General features: G+C 68.0%; 17 protein-coding genes. 10 read left to right on the top strand and 7 right to left on the bottom strand.

Going from position 1 to position 16,284, the window contains the following annotated elements; genetic code table 11:
- The first annotated feature begins 83 nt into the window (after positions 1–83).
- Genes ribA through ACOXXX_RS10945 form a run of 3 tightly spaced genes read left to right on the top strand, consistent with a single transcriptional unit; the run spans position 84 to position 2,722 of the window.
- Positions 84–1,169, top strand: coding sequence for a GTP cyclohydrolase II (ribA, locus tag ACOXXX_RS10955; RefSeq protein WP_422826615.1), 1,086 nt, complete (start codon positions 84–86; stop codon positions 1,167–1,169).
- A 57-nt stretch (positions 1,170–1,226) separates the two neighbouring features.
- On the top strand, positions 1,227–2,228 hold the full coding sequence (locus tag ACOXXX_RS10950) for an LLM class flavin-dependent oxidoreductase (protein WP_422826614.1): 1,002 nt from the start codon (positions 1,227–1,229) through the stop codon (positions 2,226–2,228).
- Positions 2,225–2,722, top strand: coding sequence for a L,D-transpeptidase family protein (locus ACOXXX_RS10945; protein WP_422826613.1), 498 nt, complete (start codon positions 2,225–2,227; stop codon positions 2,720–2,722). The genes ACOXXX_RS10950 and ACOXXX_RS10945 overlap by 4 nt, the downstream gene beginning before the upstream one ends.
- Before the next feature lie 7 nt (positions 2,723–2,729).
- Here the strand turns inward: ACOXXX_RS10945 and ACOXXX_RS10940 are convergent, their stop codons facing one another.
- Together ACOXXX_RS10940 and ACOXXX_RS10935 are read right to left on the bottom strand one after the other, a co-directional pair.
- Positions 2,730–3,755 (bottom strand): permease, encoded by a 1,026-nt coding sequence (locus ACOXXX_RS10940; protein WP_422826612.1) that lies wholly within the window; start codon positions 3,753–3,755, stop codon positions 2,730–2,732.
- Positions 3,748–4,095 carry an ArsR/SmtB family transcription factor gene (locus ACOXXX_RS10935; RefSeq protein WP_422826611.1) on the bottom strand — a complete coding sequence of 116 codons (348 nt, stop codon included), beginning with the start codon at positions 4,093–4,095 and terminating at the stop codon, positions 3,748–3,750. Before ACOXXX_RS10935 ends, ACOXXX_RS10940 begins: the two co-directional genes overlap by 8 nt.
- A gap of 104 nt (positions 4,096–4,199) precedes the next feature.
- On the opposite strand from ACOXXX_RS10935, the gene ACOXXX_RS10930 reads away from it, so the two are divergent.
- Together ACOXXX_RS10930 and ACOXXX_RS10925 are read left to right on the top strand one after the other, a co-directional pair.
- On the top strand, positions 4,200–4,787 hold the full coding sequence (locus ACOXXX_RS10930; protein ID WP_422826610.1) for a uracil-DNA glycosylase family protein: 588 nt from the start codon (positions 4,200–4,202) through the stop codon (positions 4,785–4,787).
- Complete coding sequence (locus ACOXXX_RS10925) at positions 4,780–5,571, top strand: SseB family protein (protein WP_422826609.1); 792 nt, start codon at positions 4,780–4,782, stop codon at positions 5,569–5,571. Before ACOXXX_RS10930 ends, ACOXXX_RS10925 begins: the two co-directional genes overlap by 8 nt.
- A gap of 10 nt (positions 5,572–5,581) precedes the next feature.
- On the opposite strand, the gene ACOXXX_RS10920 is transcribed toward ACOXXX_RS10925, so the two are convergent.
- Genes ACOXXX_RS10920 through ACOXXX_RS10910 form a run of 3 tightly spaced genes read right to left on the bottom strand, consistent with a single transcriptional unit; the run spans position 5,582 to position 7,909 of the window.
- Positions 5,582–6,574, bottom strand: a complete 993-nt coding sequence (locus ACOXXX_RS10920) for a P1 family peptidase (RefSeq protein WP_422826608.1) — start codon at positions 6,572–6,574, stop codon at positions 5,582–5,584.
- 49 nt (positions 6,575–6,623) lie between these two features.
- Positions 6,624–7,364 (bottom strand): SDR family oxidoreductase, encoded by a 741-nt coding sequence (locus tag ACOXXX_RS10915; protein ID WP_422826607.1) that lies wholly within the window; start codon positions 7,362–7,364, stop codon positions 6,624–6,626.
- Positions 7,361–7,909, bottom strand: a complete 549-nt coding sequence (locus ACOXXX_RS10910; RefSeq protein WP_422826606.1) for a hypothetical protein — start codon at positions 7,907–7,909, stop codon at positions 7,361–7,363. Before ACOXXX_RS10910 ends, ACOXXX_RS10915 begins: the two co-directional genes overlap by 4 nt.
- Before the next feature lie 220 nt (positions 7,910–8,129).
- On the opposite strand from ACOXXX_RS10910, the gene panB reads away from it, so the two are divergent.
- On the top strand, positions 8,130–8,963 hold the full coding sequence (panB, locus tag ACOXXX_RS10905) for a 3-methyl-2-oxobutanoate hydroxymethyltransferase (protein WP_422826605.1): 834 nt from the start codon (positions 8,130–8,132) through the stop codon (positions 8,961–8,963).
- Entirely contained in the window at positions 8,960–9,805 is an 846-nt protein-coding gene (gene panC / locus ACOXXX_RS10900; protein ID WP_422826604.1) for a pantoate--beta-alanine ligase, read from the top strand. The genes panB and panC overlap by 4 nt, the downstream gene beginning before the upstream one ends.
- Before the next feature lie 81 nt (positions 9,806–9,886).
- On the opposite strand, the gene ACOXXX_RS10895 is transcribed toward panC, so the two are convergent.
- Entirely contained in the window at positions 9,887–11,161 is a 1,275-nt protein-coding gene (locus ACOXXX_RS10895) for an acetylornithine deacetylase/succinyl-diaminopimelate desuccinylase family protein (protein ID WP_422826603.1), read from the bottom strand.
- 54 nt (positions 11,162–11,215) lie between these two features.
- Positions 11,216–12,166: a DUF2125 domain-containing protein gene (locus ACOXXX_RS10890; RefSeq protein WP_422826602.1), complete on the bottom strand. Its 951-nt coding sequence runs from the start codon at positions 12,164–12,166 to the stop codon at positions 11,216–11,218.
- A 61-nt stretch (positions 12,167–12,227) separates the two neighbouring features.
- Here ACOXXX_RS10890 and ACOXXX_RS10885 point away from each other — a divergent pair, with 61 nt between their 5' ends.
- The 3 genes from ACOXXX_RS10885 (at position 12,228) to ACOXXX_RS10875 (ending at position 16,251) form a co-directional block, all read left to right on the top strand.
- Positions 12,228–12,758: a gamma-glutamylcyclotransferase gene (locus tag ACOXXX_RS10885; RefSeq protein WP_422826601.1), complete on the top strand. Its 531-nt coding sequence runs from the start codon at positions 12,228–12,230 to the stop codon at positions 12,756–12,758.
- Between the two features lie 73 nt (positions 12,759–12,831).
- A complete protein-coding gene (locus ACOXXX_RS10880; RefSeq protein ID WP_422826600.1) occupies positions 12,832–14,079 on the top strand; it encodes a biopolymer transporter ExbB in 1,248 nt (415 codons plus the stop codon).
- 3 nt (positions 14,080–14,082) lie between these two features.
- Complete coding sequence (locus tag ACOXXX_RS10875; RefSeq protein WP_422826599.1) at positions 14,083–16,251, top strand: peptidoglycan -binding protein; 2,169 nt, start codon at positions 14,083–14,085, stop codon at positions 16,249–16,251.
- Positions 16,252–16,284: the final 33 nt, after the last annotated feature.

Below are 16,284 nucleotides of genomic sequence, written 5' to 3'. Positions count from 1 at the left end.
TCTCACGCCCTCGTGTCTCAGGCGGGCAAATGTTACAAACGTCGGGCGGTTTTGTTGCAATCCGCCGCCCCGGATCCTCGCTCATGTCCTTTGCCCCCGATCTGTCCGAACGTCTGGCCCGCGCCCGCGCCGATCTGCGCATGGGCGTGCCGGTGGTGCTGTCGGGGCAGGGTGCGGCACTGATGCTGGCGGTGGAAACCCTGTCGGCGGAGCGGCTGGCCGATGTGCTGGCGGCCGGCACGCCGGATCTGGCGCTGACCGGACGGCGGGCGGCAACGCTCAAGGCGCGGGCCTACGACGGCGACGTGGCGCGGGTGGTGGTGCCGAAGGATGCCACACTCAAGTGGCTGCTGTCGCTGGCCGATCCGTCTGACGACCTGGCGCATCCGATGAAAGGCCCGTTGCAGACCCGGCGCGACGGCGACGCGACGCTGCACCGGCTGGCGCTGGATTTGGCGAAATCGGCGCGGCTGTTGCCGGCCGCCCTGATGTTGCCGCTGGAGGACGGTGCGAAGTTCGCGGCAGAGCACGGGCTGACGCAGATCGACGCGCTGGCCGCCGCGCCGCACATGATGACGCTGGCCGGGCTGGAGCACGTGATCGCCGCCAAGGTGCCATTGCGCGCGGCTCAACAGGCGCGGCTGCACATCTTCCGTCCCACGGACGGATCGGACGAACACTACGCCATCGAGATCGGCCGCCCGGATCGCGACGCACCGGTTCTGGCGCGGTTGCATTCGGCCTGTTTCACCGGCGATCTTCTGGGGTCGCTCAAATGCGACTGCGGCCCGCAACTGAACGCGGCGCTGGCCCAGATGGGGCAGGAGGGCGCCGGGGTGCTCTTGTACCTCAACCAGGAAGGGCGCGGCATCGGGCTGGCCAACAAGATGCGCGCCTATGCGTTGCAGGATCAGGGGTTCGATACGGTCGAGGCGAACCACCGGCTGGGGTTCGAGGATGACGAGCGCGATTTCCGGCTGGGCGCGCAGATCCTGCGCGGCATGGGGTTCGGTCAGGTGCGGCTGCTGACCAACAACCCGGCCAAGATCGACATGATGCGCGCCTGCGATGTCGCGGTGACCGACCGGGTGCCGCTGAAGGTCGGGCAAAATCCACTGAACGAGGCGTATCTGGCCACCAAGGCGGCGAAGTCCGGTCACCTTCTCTGATCCGGGTCTTGCGGCGGCGCGCGGGCTGCATAGGTTTACCGTCTAAGGAGACATGACATGCGGTATTCCCTGCTCGACCTCGCCCCGGTGCCCGAGGGGCTGACCACAGCCGACGCGCTGCGCAATACCGGCGATCTGGCCGTGCACGCCGAGGCGTGGGGCTATCACCGGTACTGGCTGGCGGAACATCACAACATGGCGGGCATCGCGTCCTCGGCGACCGCCGTGATGATCGGCCATGTCGCGGGGCTGACGAAACGCATGCGCGTTGGCGCGGGCGGGATCATGCTGCCCAACCACGCGCCCCTTGCAGTGGCCGAAGCCTTTGGCACGCTGGCGACGCTTTATCCCGACCGGATCGACCTTGGCCTGGGCCGGGCGCCGGGCGGCGACCAGGCGGTGATGCAGGCGTTGGGCGTGCAGATGGCCCGCGCCGAGCGCTTTCACGAAGAGGTGGCCGAGCTGCGCGATCTGCTTGGCCCGCCGCAGGTTCGGCGCGCGGTGCGCGCCTATCCCGGCGAGGGCACCCAGGTGCCGCTTTGGGTGCTGGGCTCATCGCTGCACGGGGCGCAGGTCGCGGCGATGCTGGGCCTGCCATATGCTTTCGCCTCGCATTTCGCCCCGGCGGCGCTGGGGCAGGCGCTGGCGATCTACCGCGACCGTTTTCAGCCGTCTGATGCCCTGTCGCGGCCCTACGCCGTCATGGCGATCAACGTCTTCGCCGCCCCGACCGAAGCTGAGGCGAAGCGCCTGCGCACCTCCATGCAGCAGGCCTTTTACAAGCTGCGCAGGGGCACACCGGGTAAGCTGCCCGCGCCGGTTGACGACCTGCGCGATGTCGTGCCCGAGGCCGCCTTTCCCGCGCTGGACGAGGCGCTGCGGATCTCGGCCGTGGGCGACCCCGCGCAGGTCGAGGCGCAACTGCGCGACCTGATCGACACCTACCGCCCCGACGAGGTGATCCTGACCGCGCAGATCCACGACCATGCCGCGCGCCTGCGCTCGGTCGAGATCGCGGCCGACGCGATGGCCCGCATCAGCCGGTCCTTGGCGGCATGACCCCTTCGGACATGGTGCTGACCCCTCTTGGGCTGCGCTTTGACGGGCGGCTCTGGCCCTGCACCATCGGACGCGGGGGTGTCAGTGCCCGCAAGCGCGAAGGCGATGGCGCGACGCCCGCGGGCACGCACCGCATCGTCGGGATGCTCTACCGACCGGACCGGATGGCCCGCCCCACCGACTGGGCCGTGCCGATCCGCCCCGGCGATCTGTGGTCGGACGACCCCGGGCACGAGGATTACAACCTCATGGTCCGCGCGCCGTATCCGCACAGCCACGAGGCGCTGCGTCGGGCCGATCCGCTCTATGATCTGGTGATCCTCACCGACTGGAACTGGCCTCGGGCGGTCAAGGGCCGGGGGTCCGCCATCTTTCTTCATCGCTGGCGGCGGCCCGGCTATCCCACCGAAGGCTGCGTCGCCTTCCGCCCCGATCACCTGTTGCAGATCGCGCGGCGCATCACATACGCCACGCGGCTTGTCGTACCGGGCTAGGTGAGCCTCAGGCCACCGCGCCCCAGATCAGCCCGGCGATGACCGCGCCGGTGACGGCAAAGCCCAGGTAGGCCGCGAAGACGCGCGGTTTGACCAGCGCCCAGACCGCGATCGCCGCCGGAATACAACTCACACCGCCTGCAATGACAAAGCTCATCGCGGCCCCCTGCGCCATGCCCTGCGCCAGCAGCGCGTCGACCAGCGGCACCGCGGCATAGCCGTTGAGGTAGGCGGGCGCGCCGACCACGGCACCCATGAGGATCGGCCACAGCCCGTCGCCGCCCAGCACCCCGGCGATCAGTTCGGCTGGGACGTAATGTATCATCAACGCCTCGATCACGTAGGCGAGCGTAAGCCATTTCAGCAGGAACAGCCCGTTGTCGAGCGCGGTATCGCGGAAGGTGGCGCGGCGGTCGCTTTCCTGCCAGAACCGCCAGACCGGCGCGCCCTGGAACGGCTTTTTCGCGCCGCAGCAGCCACCCACCTGCGGGCGTTCGCGCAGCGGATCGCGGAACACCGGGCTTTTGGCAAAGACCATCGTGCCCAAGCCCCCGGCCAGACCGATGCCGACGGCGGCTAGGGTCTTGGCCATGGCGAAATCCCAGCCCAGCGTGCCCGAGGTGATGAGGAACATCGCCGGATCCATCAGCGGCGATGCCAGCCAGAAGGCCATGACCGCGCTGAGCGGCGCGCCGACGGCGAGAAGCGCCGCGATGAACGGGATCACCTCGCACGAGCAGAACGGCGACAGCCCGCCCAGCAGCGCGGCAAAGACGATCATCCGCGTCTCGCGCCCCTCGAAGGCGCGGGCCAGAAGCGTTTCGGCCCCGCTGGCCTTGAGGTAGGCGACGGCGACGACCGCAAACAGGATGAAGGGCGCCGTGTGCCACAGCGCGCCTGCGGTAAAGCTGACGGTGGGCAGGAATTGCGGCCAGTCCAGCACCGCCACGGCCAGCAGGATCAGGGCGGTGGCGATCCAGGCCTTGTCGATGCGCGGCCAGCGGCGCGGGGACGGTGTGATGACATCAGCCATGTTGGTGATCCTTCGGGGCCAGCGGACCGCAGTCCGAACAGCAGTGTTTCAGCAGGAATTCCGACAGTTGCCGCACCTCGTCGTAGGCGACGGCGGCGCAGATCGTGCTGCGCCCCTGCCGCGCCTGACGGACCAGGCCCGCTTGCGACAGGATCCGCAGATGATGGGTCAGGGTCGATCCGGTGACACCGGCGCGGTCGCCCAGCATCCCGATGCTCAGCCCGTCGGGCCCGGCCCGGACCAGCACCCGCAAAACGCCAAGCCGCTGTTCAGACCCAAGCGCGGCAAAGGCCGAGGCGGCGACTTCGAGGGCGAGATCATCGGTGGATTCGTGTTTCATATTTCTAGCATTGTCGAAATGATCCTGCGTGGCAAGCGATATTTCGATGATCCTCGAAATGATCGGCCCTGCCCAGGCGGCGAGACAGCGCTATGTCTGCCGCCATGACCGACCTGAGGGACGAGATCAAAGCCTGCACCCTGTGTGCCGTGCGGTTCGCGGCCACCGCGACGGGGCACGCGCCGCGCCCGGTCGCGTGGTTCCGGCCGGGGGCACGGCTGCTGATCGCAGGGCAGGCGCCGGGGATGCGGGTGCACCAATCCGGCAAGCCGTTTGACGATCCGTCCGGCGACCGACTGCGCGACTGGTTGGGGATTTCGTCTCAGGTCTTCTATGACCGGACGCGCGTGGCCATCGTGCCCATGGCCTTTTGCTTTCCGGGCTACGACGCCAAAGGGTCGGACCTGCCGCCGCCGCCCATTTGCCGCCAGACCTGGCATGACCGGGTGATGGACAATCTGCCGGACGTTCGCCTGTCGCTGATTATCGGAGGCTATGCGCAGAAATACCATCTGGGCGCGCGCGGCGGGGTCACCGACACGGTCGCGGGCTGGCGCGACCATCTGCCCGGCACGATCCCCTTGCCGCACCCATCCTGGCGCAATACCGGTTGGCTGAAACGTCACCCGTGGTTCGAGGCCGAGCTTTTGCCGGTCTTGCGTGCCCGGGTGCAGGAGGTGCTGAATGACTGACCCGACCCCGCTGGACAAAGCCCATGCGGCGATGGAAGCCGCGCCCGAAGACGACGCGCAGCGGCTGCGCTTTTACGAACGTCTGGCCGAGGCGGAGTTGTTCCTGCTTTTAAGCAAGGAGGCGACGGACGACCGCATCGCGCCCGATATTTTCGAAACTTCGGACAGCCGGTTCGTACTGGTCTTCGACCGAGAGGAGCGGCTAACCGGCTTTACCGGGCGCGCCGCGCCTTATGTGGCGCTGTCGGGCCGCGCCATCGCGGCGATGCTGGCCGGGCAGGGGATCGGGCTGGCCTTCAACCCAGAGGTCGCGCCGTCGTCGATCCTGATCCCGCCGGGGGCCGTGGACTGGCTGGCCCACACGCTGGGCCAGGCCCCGGCCGAGGAAGAGGCGCGCCCGACCGAGGTGCTGGCGCCCAAGGGCCTGCCGGATGCGTTGCTGACTGCGCTGGATGCAAAGCTCGGGCTGGCGGTGGGGCTGGCGCGCAAGGCCTATCTTGCCGCTGTGGTCTATGACGACGGAACGCGCGGGCACCTGCTGGGCCTGACCGGCACGGCCCCGGGCGCGGAAGGTGCGCTGGCCCGCGCGGTGAACGAGGCGCTGGTGTTTTCCGGCATCGAGGCGGGATCGCTCGACGTGGTGTTCCTGTCCGACAGTGATCCGATGACCGCCCGGCTGGCGCGCGTGGGTCTGCGGTTCGACCTGCCGGAGCCGCCCAAAGCGACCGCCACAAGCCCGAAGGCCCCCGGGAGCGACCCGGACAAGCCGCCGATCCTGCGCTGACGCGTCGGCCTTATCCCTTCAGATCAGTGCGCAGGGTCGGCAGCAGATCGCCAGGCGCCGGTGTCGCCTCCCACACCGCGCGTGCGATGGCGCGGGCAAGGCAGACCGCCGCCGCGTGCCCCAAAAGGCCGGGATCGGTCGCATCGCGCGCCCCGGTCGAGAGGGCAAAGACCAGATCGCCGTCGAAAGGCGTATGGGCGGGCAAGATGGCCCGCGCGATTCCGTCATGCGCGGCCACGGCCATACGCTTGCAGCCCGCCTTGTCGAGCCGCGCATCGGTGGCGACGATGGCGATGGTGGTGTTGCCGCCTTGGCTCATGGCCGCACTCTTGCGGCTTTGCGGCAGAGGTTGCAGCCCGTGGGCGGGATCAGGGCCCAGACCGCCGAATTCCGCGTTGACCTCGAACGGTGCGGCCCAGAAATGCCGCTCCGACGGGGTGGTGACGCTGCCCAGCGGGTTGGCAGCCACCAGTGCGCCGACCGTCGTGCCATCGTCCAGCCGCAGGGATGCCGAGCCCAGCCCGCCCTTGTGCATCGCCGTCAGCGCGCCGGTGCCCGCGCCGACGCTACCCAGGCCGAAATCGGTGCTGGCTGTCTGCAAGGCGGCGCGGCCCAGGGCGGGGTAGGGATTTTGCGCCCAGTCCTTGTCGCCGCCGTTGAGCAGATCGAAGAGGATGGCGGCAGGCACGAGCGGCACCCGCGCGGGCCCCACGGCAAAGCCCCGCCCGACCTCTGCCAGCGCATCCATCACACCTTGTGCCGCGGCCAGCCCGAAAGCGCTGCCGCCCGAGAGCACCAGCGCGTCGACGCCGGGCACGGTCTTGTCAGGCTCCAGCAGATCGGTTTCGCGGGTGCCCGGCGCGCCGCCCTGCACGGCGTAGGAACAGGGGAACGGCGCATCGGCGGTCAGCACCGTCGCGCCGGATTTGAGGGCTGCGTCCTCCGCATGACCGACGCGCAGGCCGGGAACATCGGTGATGAGATTGCGAGGACCGGGGATCATGATGGGTCACCTTTGGAGCTTATCCGCCCTGACGGGCGTCTGCGCGGGGTCAGATACAGCGCCCGCCGTCCACTTCCATGCAGACCCCGGTGATCAGCGCAGCCTCGTCCGAGCAGAGAAAGAGCGCAGCATTGGCCAGATCCTCGGGCGTGGAAAAACGCCCCAGCGGGATGGTCGACAGGAACTTGGCACGCATCTCGGGCGTGTCCTCACCCAGAAAACTCTTCAGAAGGGGCGTTTCACCCGCCACGGGGTTGAGCGCGTTCACACGGATGCCGAAGGGCGCAAGCTCGACCGCCATTGCCTTGGTCGCGGTGTTCATCCAGCCCTTGGAGGCGTTGTACCAGTTGAGCCTGGGGCGCGGCGACACCCCGGCGGTGGAGGCGATGTTGAGAATCGTGCCGCTACCGCGTTCCTTGAACTGCGGCACCAAGCTGCGCGCGGCGAGGTAGACGGATTTGCAGTTGACCGCGAAAACGCGGTCGAAATCCGCCTCGCTCACCTCCTCCATCGGAGCGGGCAGGTGGGTGACACCCGCGTTGTTGACCAGGATGTCGACGCCGCCCATGAGCTCGGTCGCGCGGTCGATCATTGCCGCGACGCTGTCGCCATCGGCCACGTCCACATGCTGGCCTAGCCCGCCATATTCTGCGGCCACGTCCAGCGCGGCCTGTTCGTTGATATCGGCCAGCATCACCCGCGCCCCTTCGGCGAGGAAACGCCGCGCGATCCCGGCGCCGAAGCCCGAGGCGGCACCGGTCACGATGGCGGTCTTGTCCTGCAGTCTCATGGTGTCTTCCTTGCGTTGAGTAGGGCGCGTTCGGCTCGCGCGGCGCGCCAGACGATGACAAGCGCCAGGATCAGCCCCAGCGCCCCGCCGATATAGCTTGCGTCGTGCATGAGGCCTGCCCGAACAAAGCCCGCGCGGTCGGTCACGCCGTCGGGGATCGGGATGTCCTGCAGCATCGCGGCATCGGCAAGCGTCATGCCGATGAACAGCCCGGTCCCCGATGCCAGCAGCGTCAGCATCACCACGGCAAAGATCGCGCCCAGCCCGGCGGCCAGGTAGGCCTGCGGACGCGCCATCAGGAAAAGCCCCAGCAGAAACGCGGGCAGGCCCACCAGCAGCCCAACCCACCAGCTGGCGCGCCAGCCGACCAGAGCCGCGCCCAAACGGTTGTGCAGATCCCCGGGCACGCCGAACTGCGCGAACTTGAAGTCGTGGAAATAGCTGGCGCCGACCGAATAGCTCAGCTGGTTATGCAGCGCCCCGAAAAGCCCCGCAGCCACGGCCGCCGAGACGAGAAGGAGCGCAAAGAAACTGCCCTTACCCATGCGGGCGGGTCCGGCGGTGGCGGGCCGCGGCGCCGCGATCAGGGAAAGGTTCTTTGGTCATCTGGCCCCCGGCGCGGTTTCAACGGATGCACCGGTTCTACCGCGATGCGGCCCAAGGTCAAAGACATTGCAGCCCGTGGCCTGTGCACGTGGGGCTGGCACGATCGGGCCTGGCTTGCTACATCCCGCAAGACCCGCTGCCGCCGAAGGAGGCCCCGAGATGAGCGCAACCGCCCGCAAGACCGCGCCGATGCCCGACGACATCCGCGCCCGCAAGGGGGGCGCCCCGATCGTTTCGCTCACCGCCTATACCACGCCGATGGCGCAGCTGATGGACGGGGTCTGTGACTTTGTCCTGGTGGGCGATTCGGTGGGCATGGTGCTGCACGGCCTGCCGTCGACCCTTGGCGTGACGATGGAGATGATGATCATGCACGGCCGCGCGGTGGCGCGCGGGCTGAAAACCTCGATGATGGTCGTGGACATGCCCTTCGGCTCTTACGAGGAAAGCCCGCAGCAGGCGTTCCGCAACGCCGCCCGGATCATGTCCGAAACCGGGGCGGGGGCGGTCAAGCTTGAAGGCGGCGTGGCGATGGCCGAAACCATCGCCTTTCTGGTCAAGCGCGGCGTGCCGGTGATGGCGCATATCGGCCTCACGCCGCAGTCGATCAACACGCTGGGCGGTTACAAGGTGCAGGGCCGCGGCGATGCCGCCGATGCGCTCATGGCGGATGCGGATGCGGTCGCCCAGGCCGGTGCCTTTGCGGTGGTTCTGGAAAAGGTGCCCGCGGCGCTGGCCGACCGGATCACCGAAGAGGTGCCGATCCCTACCATCGGCATCGGCGCGTCCGCGAATTGCGACGGGCAGATCCTCGTCGTCGACGACATGCTGGGGCTGTTCACCGCGTTCAAGGCGAAATTCGTGAAACGCTATGCGCATCTGGGCGATGATGCCAAGGCCGCCGTGGCCGCCTATGCAGAGGAGGTGCAGGCCCGGGCATTTCCGGGGCCCGAGCACGTCTTCGGCGAGGCCGCGCCGGAGAAGAAGGAGTGAGCGTTCCGATCATCCGCACGGTCGCGGCGCTGCGCGAGGATGTCGCCGCCTGGCACAAGGCGGGCGAGGTGGTCGGCGTCGTGCCGACGATGGGGGCGCTGCACCAAGGGCATCTGAGCCTTGTCCGCGCCGCCAAGGCCGAATGCGACCGGGTGATCGTGACGATCTTCGTCAATCCCAAGCAGTTCAACTCGGCCGAGGACCTCGAGAACTATCCCCGCACCGAGGAAGAGGATGCCCGCAAGCTGGCGCCCTTCGAGGTCGACGCCGTCTATGTGCCCGACGGGGCGCAGATGTACCCCGAAGGCTTTGCCACGACCGTGTCGGTGGCGGGGCTGACGGATGTGCTTTGCGGGGCGGTACGGCCGGGGCATTTCGACGGGGTGTCGACCGTGGTGACCAAGCTCTTCACCCAGACCCAGGCCGACCGCGCCTATTTCGGGGAAAAGGATTACCAGCAGGTGCAGGTGGTCACGCGGCTGGCGCGCGACCTCGATCTGCCGATCACCATCGTGCCCTGCCCGACGATCCGCGAAGAGGACGGGCTGGCGATGTCGTCGCGCAACCTGCTGTTGTCGGACCGTGCCCGGGTCTGGGCGCCCGAGCTGCACCGCGCCATGGAGGAGATGGCGGCGGGCCTGCTGGCGGGCGGCGATATCGCCGAACTGCGCGCTGCGGCCATCGCGCGGCTGGAACGGGCCGGGTTCACCAAGGTCGAATACCTCGACCTGCGGGCCTGCGACGACCTGCGGCTGCTGGAAAAACCGGATGTGCCCGCGCGGCTGCTGGCCGCCGCCTGGCTGGCCGGGGTGCGCCTGATTGACAATATCGCCGTCGGCTGAGGTGCCTCCTTCTCTGGTTCGAAAATACCTCGGAGAGCACGAGAGGCAGAGCCTCTCGTATGCCGCAGGCATGTCGGCGTTTCAGTTCAGCAGTAGCGATTCCAGTGTCCGGCCCATCACCCGCGCACTGTCGAGCATGTCCGTCACGCCCACCCATTCGTCCGGCTTGTGCGCCAGTTCCAGCACGCCCGGCCCGTAGGCGATGCAATTCTTCAGCTTGCCGATCCGGTCGATGTGTTTCTGGTCATAGCTGCCGGGTGAGGCGACATATGTTGCGTCCTGCCCCAATGTATCGCGGATGGCCTGCGCCACGGTTGTGACGATCGGCGCGTCGCGGTCGGTCATCGACGGCAGGACGCGGTTCAGCTCGCGAATCTCGTAATCGAAATTCGGCCGCCGCGCCTTGAGGTCATCGAGCAAGGCGATGACCTCGGATGACACCGCGTCGATGCCTTCCTCGATCAGGAAACGTCGGTCGATGACGATGCGGCAGCTGTCGGGCACGCAATGGGCGGGCAGGCCGTCGAAATCGGGCGGGTTTTCCGGCTGGCCACCATGGATGGCGTTGATGTTCATCGTGGATTGCCGCGCGCCGTCGGGCACCACGGGCATGTCGGTCCGCCGCGCCGCCATCGCGGGAAACAGATGATCCTCGAACGCCTGCAAGACCGCGCCCATGTGGCGCACCGCGCAATCGCCCAGAAACGGCATGGAGCCATGGGCGATCTCGCCCTTCGTCTCGATCTCGGCCCACCAGCCGCCGCGGTGGCCCAGGCAGATGCGATCCTTGTTGAGCGGTTCGGGAATGATCACGTGCTGCACCCGGTCGGGGGAAAACCAGCTCTGTTCGGCCAGATAGGCCACGCCGCCGTAGCCGCCCGATTCCTCGTCGGCGGTGCCGGAGATTTCGATGGCGCCGGCGAAATCGGGGTGTTCTTCCACAAACGCCTCGGCGGCGATGATCGACGCGGCCAGCCCGCCCTTCATGTCGCAGGCCCCGCGACCATAGATGCGGTCGCCCTCGAGCGCTGCGGCAAAGGGATCGCGGGTCCAGCCCTGGCCGACTTCGACCACATCGGTATGCGAGTTGAAATGCACGCAAGGCCCGGGCCGCGTGCCGTCGCGCCGCGCGATGAGGTTCCAGCGCGGATGGCGGTCGCTGTCGCCCGGCGTGCCGGTGGCGCGGATCAGGCTGCAGGCAAAGCCGCTGGCGCTGAGTCGCGCTTTCAGAAGATCGCAGATCGCCGCGTAATGCGCGCCGGGCGGGTTCAGCGTCGGGATCCGGATCAGCGCCTGCGTCAGCGCAATAAGGTCGTCGCGCCGGTCAAGAATGCGGTGGCTGAGCGGATCGGACATCTGGCGGCTCCTTTCCCGGGCAGTGTCGGCGCGATCGCGTCAGGACACAACCGGCTATGGCAGGCGCAGGCGCGGGGCCGGGCCCAACGGCAGCAGGCCCACCGACATCTGCCCGTCATCGAGGCGCAGCGTCACGTCCAGCTCGTCGCCCCCCGACATCAGCGTGACCACCTCGACCACCCCGCGCACGAGGTCCTGTGCAGGGCCGGTCCCGGCGCCGGTCTTGTCAAGATAGGCGCGCCAGTCGCTGGCCTGCAGGCGCAGCGCCCCGTCCATCCGCCCGCCCTTGTCGACATCCAGGTCGCCGTCGATGCGCAGGGTCATCGGCGGCAGGGTCTGCTTCAGGGTCCGGAGCTCGATCCGCCGGGGCTGCGGCGGATCGCCGGGGCGGGTCAGGATCGGGCCGGTCAGATGCGCGGTCAGGTCCAGTTCCATGTCCCGGGCGGGCGCCTCCTGGCCCGGCGCACCCAGGGTTCCGGCCTGGATTCCAAGGCGGTAGGCCATCGGATCGGCTGGCACCTGTTCGAGGGCGGCGTTCAGCCCGGTGATTTCCATGGGCCGTTCCTCGGCCGGTGTCACGGTCAGCACCGACGCTTCGGCATTGGCCCGGATCACCCGGTCCTCGGCATCGAAAACCAGGCTCCCGCGCTGGTTCTGACCGGCGATATAGTAGGTCTGGCCGTTGCGGATCAGGGTGTGATCGTCGGGCCAGACCGCGATCAGGTGGCCCGGCTTGTAGCTGAGCTGAAGGACCTGGAAAAACGGCGCGGACCAGCCGGTGTTGCCATCGGGGCTGCGCAGCTCGACCCCCGTCAGTGTGGTGTCCAGCCGGTTGGGAAAGCCGCCCACCGACAGATCGTCATAATCCGCCTGCCAGCCGTCGGCGCGGGCCTCGGCAAAGCGGTCGGCAATTTCACTGCGCAACGCATTGGCCTGCCAGAACCAGAACGCGCTCCATCCCAGGCCCGCAACCACGACCGCAACCAACAGTTTCTTCAACATCATCCGCCCTTTCACCCGGCTTCTGATTGGTGTTTACAGGCGCCGTCAGACAAGGACCAGTGACATGAGCCTTTGGGTGTTCGGATATGGATCGCTGCTGTGGAACCCCGGTTTCGAGGTTGTCGAACAGCGGCATGGGCGGCTGCCGGGATATGCCCGCAGCTTTTGCATGCGCTCGATCCACCATCGCGGCACCGAAGAGGCGCCGGGGCTGGTGCTGGCGCTCGATGCGCAAGAGGGCGCGGCCTGCGACGGCGTGGCGCTGAGGGCGCGCGACGACCAGGCGGACGCGGTGCTGGCATATCTGCGCGAACGCGAACTGATCTCCTCGGCCTATTTGGAACAGGTGCTGCCGGTGCATCTGGCCGACGGCACGGTGATCGAGGCGGTGACCTACGTGATCGACGCCGACCATGTGCAGTACTGCCGCGGCCTGTCGCTCGAGGATCAGGCGCAGATCATTGCGCGCGCCGTTGGCGGGCGCGGCCCCAACACCGAATACCTTTACAACACTGCCGCACATCTGGACGAGTTGGGCATTCCCGATGCAGACCTGCAATGGCTGGTGAACCGCGTGCGGGCGCTGAGTCCTTAACCGCTTGGCTTTACAGGGGTTAACGCCTAGAGTTTCGCAGCAGACCAGCAACAACGCGTCAGGAGCGGTCCGCATGGATCAGCCGGACCACGAGGCCGAGCCGTATTTTTCGCAACCGATCCGCCAGATCCTGCTGATGCTGGCGGTTCTGGTGCTGTCGGGCATCGGCGTGATGACGGCGCTGCCGCGGGTTCTGCCGGTGTTCCAGGCCAACCCCTATCTGAACGGTTTCATCCTTTTCGTGTTCTTCATCGGCGTTCTGGCGACCTTCTGGCAGGTGGCGCAGCTGGTGCAGGCGGTGCGCTGGATCGAAGGCTTTACCGCCGAACGCGAGCGCGAGGAACAGATCCGCGCGCCGCAGCTTTTGGCCCCCCTGGCGACATTGCTGCGCACGCGCGGCAAGCGGATGCAGATCAACACCACCTCGACCCGGTCGATCCTGGAGTCGGTTGCGCAGCGCATCGACGAGGCGCGCGAAATCACCCGCTACATTGTCAGCCTGCTGATTTTCCTGGGTCTTCTGGGGACCTTTTATGGCCTTGCCACCACCGTACCCGCGCTGGTCGACACCATCCGGTCGCTGGTCCCGCAAGAGGGTGAGAGCGGCGCGGACCTCTTTTCGAGGCTGATGGGCGGGCTGGAAAGCCAGCTGGGCGGTATGGGCGTGGCCTTTGCGTCCTCGCTTCTGGGGCTTGCCGGATCGCTGATCGTGGGGCTTCTGGAGCTGTTCGCCGGGCACGGCCAGAACCGGTTCTACCGCGAGCTTGAGGAATGGCTGAGCTCGATCACGCGGCTGGGCTTTTCCAGTGGCGATGGCGAGGGCGGGTCGGACACGTCCGCCGCGGCCATGGCGCTGGATCAGATGGGCGATCAGATGGATGCCCTGCAGGCGATGTTCGCCCGGTCCGAGGAAAGCCGCGCCGAGGTGGACGACCGGTTGGGGCAGTTGGCCGACGCAGTCGAGCGGATGACCGAACGGCTCGAGGCGACGGCGCCCAGTTCGACCGCGCTGGCGCGCATCGCCGACGGGCAGGACCGGTTGATCGACGTGCTGCAGAACCGCGAGTCCGGGGATGGCGGCATGGATGCGGAAAGCCGGATGCGCCTGCGGTCGATCGACGTGCAGATGCTGCGCATCCTCGAAGAAATCAGCGCCGGGCGGCAGGAAAGCATGGCCGAGTTGCGCACCGATCTGTCGGCGCTGAGCCGGGTTCTGGGCCAGTTCGTGCGCCAGACCGAACAGAAGCAGCGCGCCGCATCGCAGCCCTTGCGCCCGCCGCGCGGTCAGCTGGGACCCATGTCGCAGGACAGGGAGGACTAACCCATGGCCTTGTCGCGGCGCACCGGGCAACGGTTCCAGTCCTCGATCTGGCCCGGCTTTGTCGATGCGATGACCGGCCTTTTGCTGGTGCTTATGTTTGTGCTGACGATCTTCATGGTGGTGCAGTTCGTGCTGCGCGAAACCATCAGCGGTCAGGAAAACCAGCTCAACAACCTCTCGGGCGAGATCGCGGCGCTGGCGCAGGCGCTGGGGCTGGAACAGCGCCGCAACACCGCGCTCAGCAATGAACTGGGCGCGCTCAGCGCGACGCTCGAAGACCGAAACGCTAGGCTTGATGAACAGGACAATATCATCGCCGCACTCAGTGCCACGCGCGATCGGCAGGCGGCCGAGCTAGAGGCGGCGGCGGGTCGCATCGCATCTTTTGAAGAGCAGGTGGCCGGGCTGCTTTCCGAACGCGACGATGCCCGCACCCGGGTGTCCGATCTGGAGGCCGCGCAGGCGGAGCTGCTGGACGAGCGCGAGGCGCTGAACCTGGCACTGGCGAGTGCCCGTGACGAGGTCGACGCCCAGGCCGAGGCCGCGCGTCTGGCCGCGGCTCGTCGCGAAGCGCTCGAGGCGCTGACCGCTGACCTGCGGGCGCAGAATGCCGACGCCAGCGACCGGGTGACGGCGCTGTCGGCCGAGGTCGACGAGCTGACCGCGGCGCTGTCCGAGGAAGAGGCGCAGCGGCTGGCCGAAGCCGAGGCCGCCGCGGCGCTGCGCGCGCGGCTGGAAAATGCCGATGCGGAACTGACGGCGATGACCCTGTCGCTCGAGGCGGAGCGTGCCCGCGCGGAGGAAACGCTGACCCTTCTGGCCGCCGCCCGGGCGGCGGAGGATGATCTCAACGCGCAATTGGCCGCGGCCCTGCTGGACGGCGCGGAAGAGGCGGATGCCCTGCGCGCCCGTCTGGATGCTGCGGATGCCGCGCTGGCCGAAGCGCAGGCTGCACGCGACAAAGAGACAGGCGCGTTGCAGGACGAACTGGCGTCGGTCCGGGCCGAGCTTGCGCAGGCCACAGAGCGGTTGTCGCGGGCCGAAGGCGCGGCGAGCGAGCTGACCAGCCTGCAGGCGCGGCTGGCGGAGGCGCTGCTGCGCGCCGAAGAGGCCCAGGCACTGGAGACCCGGGTGGCGGCCCTGCGCGAGGAAAACGCCGCCCTGTCCGAGGATGCCGGGGACCAGACCGCGCGGATCGCGGATCTGCGCGCGCAACTGGCCGAGGCAGAGGCGCAGCTGAGCGCGCAGGACGGCGACAATCGGTCCCTCGAAGAACGCCTCGCCGCCGCCCTGGCCGCCAAGCTGGAGGTCGAGGCCAGCGCGGAGGAGACGCGGGAAAAGCTGACCGCCGCCCTGGCCGCGCAGCGCGCGGCGGACCGGCGGGCCGATCAGGCGCTCACCCAGTCCGAAACCCGCGCGGCCCTTCTGGCCACGGCGCACGCCGAGCTTGAGACCCAGCGCAGCCGCGCCAGCGACGCCACCCTTCAGACCGAGGCGCTGACCCGGCAGCTGGCGCAGGTGCGTCGGCAGCTGGATGCGCTGCAGGGGCTGCTGGACGAAAGCCGGCAGAACGATGCCAGCGCGCAGGTGCGGGTGCAGACTCTGACCGCGGATCTGAATGCGGCGATTGCCCGGGTCGCGTCGGAAGAGCGCAAGCGGCGGTTGCTGGAAGAGGAACTGCGCCGCAAGGCCGAGGCGGAGAACCAGGATCTGCAACGCTACCGGTCGGAATTCTTCGGGCGGCTGCGCGACGTGCTGGGCACGCAAGAGGGTGTGCGGATCGAAGGCGACCGTTTCGTCTTTTCCTCCGAAGTGCTGTTCCCGCCGGGCGAGGCGGAGCTGTCGGCGCTGGGGCGGCGCGAAGTGGCCAAGGTGGCCGATATCCTGCAAGGGGTCGCGGACGACATCCCGGATGGGATCGACTGGGTGATCCGGGTGGACGGGCATACGGACGACGTTCCGATCCGTCCGGGGGCGCAGTTTGCCGACAACTGGGAACTGAGCCAGGCGCGCGCCTTGTCGGTGGTGAAATACATGATCGACGGGCTGGGGATCGCGCCTGGGCGGCTGGCTGCCAACGGCTTTGGTCAATACCAGCCGGTGAACCCGGACGACACAGCCGAGGCGCGGGCGCAGAACCGGCGGATCGAGCTCAAGTTTACCGAGAAATAGCCGCGCGGCCTGCTCATCCGCCCTTGCGGGCGT

Source organism: Thalassococcus sp. BH17M4-6 (genome assembly GCF_049323015.1).
Lineage (GTDB): Bacteria > Pseudomonadota > Alphaproteobacteria > Rhodobacterales > Rhodobacteraceae > Puniceibacterium.
This window is presented reverse-complemented; position numbering and strand designations above follow the sequence as displayed.

What these genes read in the sequence shown, in the direction of transcription:
- ribA (WP_422826615.1), top strand. Translation starts at nt 84, where the DNA reads ATGTCCTTTGCCCCCGATCTGTCCGAACGTCTGGCCCGCGCCCGCGCC.
- panB (WP_422826605.1), top strand. Translation starts at nt 8,130, where the DNA reads ATGAGCGCAACCGCCCGCAAGACCGCGCCGATGCCCGACGACATCCGC.
- ACOXXX_RS10930 (WP_422826610.1), top strand. Translation starts at nt 4,200, where the DNA reads ATGACCGACCTGAGGGACGAGATCAAAGCCTGCACCCTGTGTGCCGTG.
- ACOXXX_RS10890 (WP_422826602.1), bottom strand. Translation starts at nt 12,166, where the DNA reads ATGATGTTGAAGAAACTGTTGGTTGCGGTCGTGGTTGCGGGCCTGGGA.
- ACOXXX_RS10885 (WP_422826601.1), top strand. Translation starts at nt 12,228, where the DNA reads ATGAGCCTTTGGGTGTTCGGATATGGATCGCTGCTGTGGAACCCCGGT.
- ACOXXX_RS10880 (WP_422826600.1), top strand. Translation starts at nt 12,832, where the DNA reads ATGGATCAGCCGGACCACGAGGCCGAGCCGTATTTTTCGCAACCGATC.
- ACOXXX_RS10895 (WP_422826603.1), bottom strand. Translation starts at nt 11,161, where the DNA reads ATGTCCGATCCGCTCAGCCACCGCATTCTTGACCGGCGCGACGACCTT.
- ACOXXX_RS10940 (WP_422826612.1), bottom strand. Translation starts at nt 3,755, where the DNA reads ATGGCTGATGTCATCACACCGTCCCCGCGCCGCTGGCCGCGCATCGAC.
- ACOXXX_RS10925 (WP_422826609.1), top strand. Translation starts at nt 4,780, where the DNA reads ATGACTGACCCGACCCCGCTGGACAAAGCCCATGCGGCGATGGAAGCC.
- ACOXXX_RS10910 (WP_422826606.1), bottom strand. Translation starts at nt 7,909, where the DNA reads ATGGGTAAGGGCAGTTTCTTTGCGCTCCTTCTCGTCTCGGCGGCCGTG.
- ACOXXX_RS10920 (WP_422826608.1), bottom strand. Translation starts at nt 6,574, where the DNA reads ATGATCCCCGGTCCTCGCAATCTCATCACCGATGTTCCCGGCCTGCGC.
- ACOXXX_RS10875 (WP_422826599.1), top strand. Translation starts at nt 14,083, where the DNA reads ATGGCCTTGTCGCGGCGCACCGGGCAACGGTTCCAGTCCTCGATCTGG.
- ACOXXX_RS10935 (WP_422826611.1), bottom strand. Translation starts at nt 4,095, where the DNA reads ATGAAACACGAATCCACCGATGATCTCGCCCTCGAAGTCGCCGCCTCG.
- ACOXXX_RS10915 (WP_422826607.1), bottom strand. Translation starts at nt 7,364, where the DNA reads ATGAGACTGCAGGACAAGACCGCCATCGTGACCGGTGCCGCCTCGGGC.
- ACOXXX_RS10945 (WP_422826613.1), top strand. Translation starts at nt 2,225, where the DNA reads ATGACCCCTTCGGACATGGTGCTGACCCCTCTTGGGCTGCGCTTTGAC.
- ACOXXX_RS10950 (WP_422826614.1), top strand. Translation starts at nt 1,227, where the DNA reads ATGCGGTATTCCCTGCTCGACCTCGCCCCGGTGCCCGAGGGGCTGACC.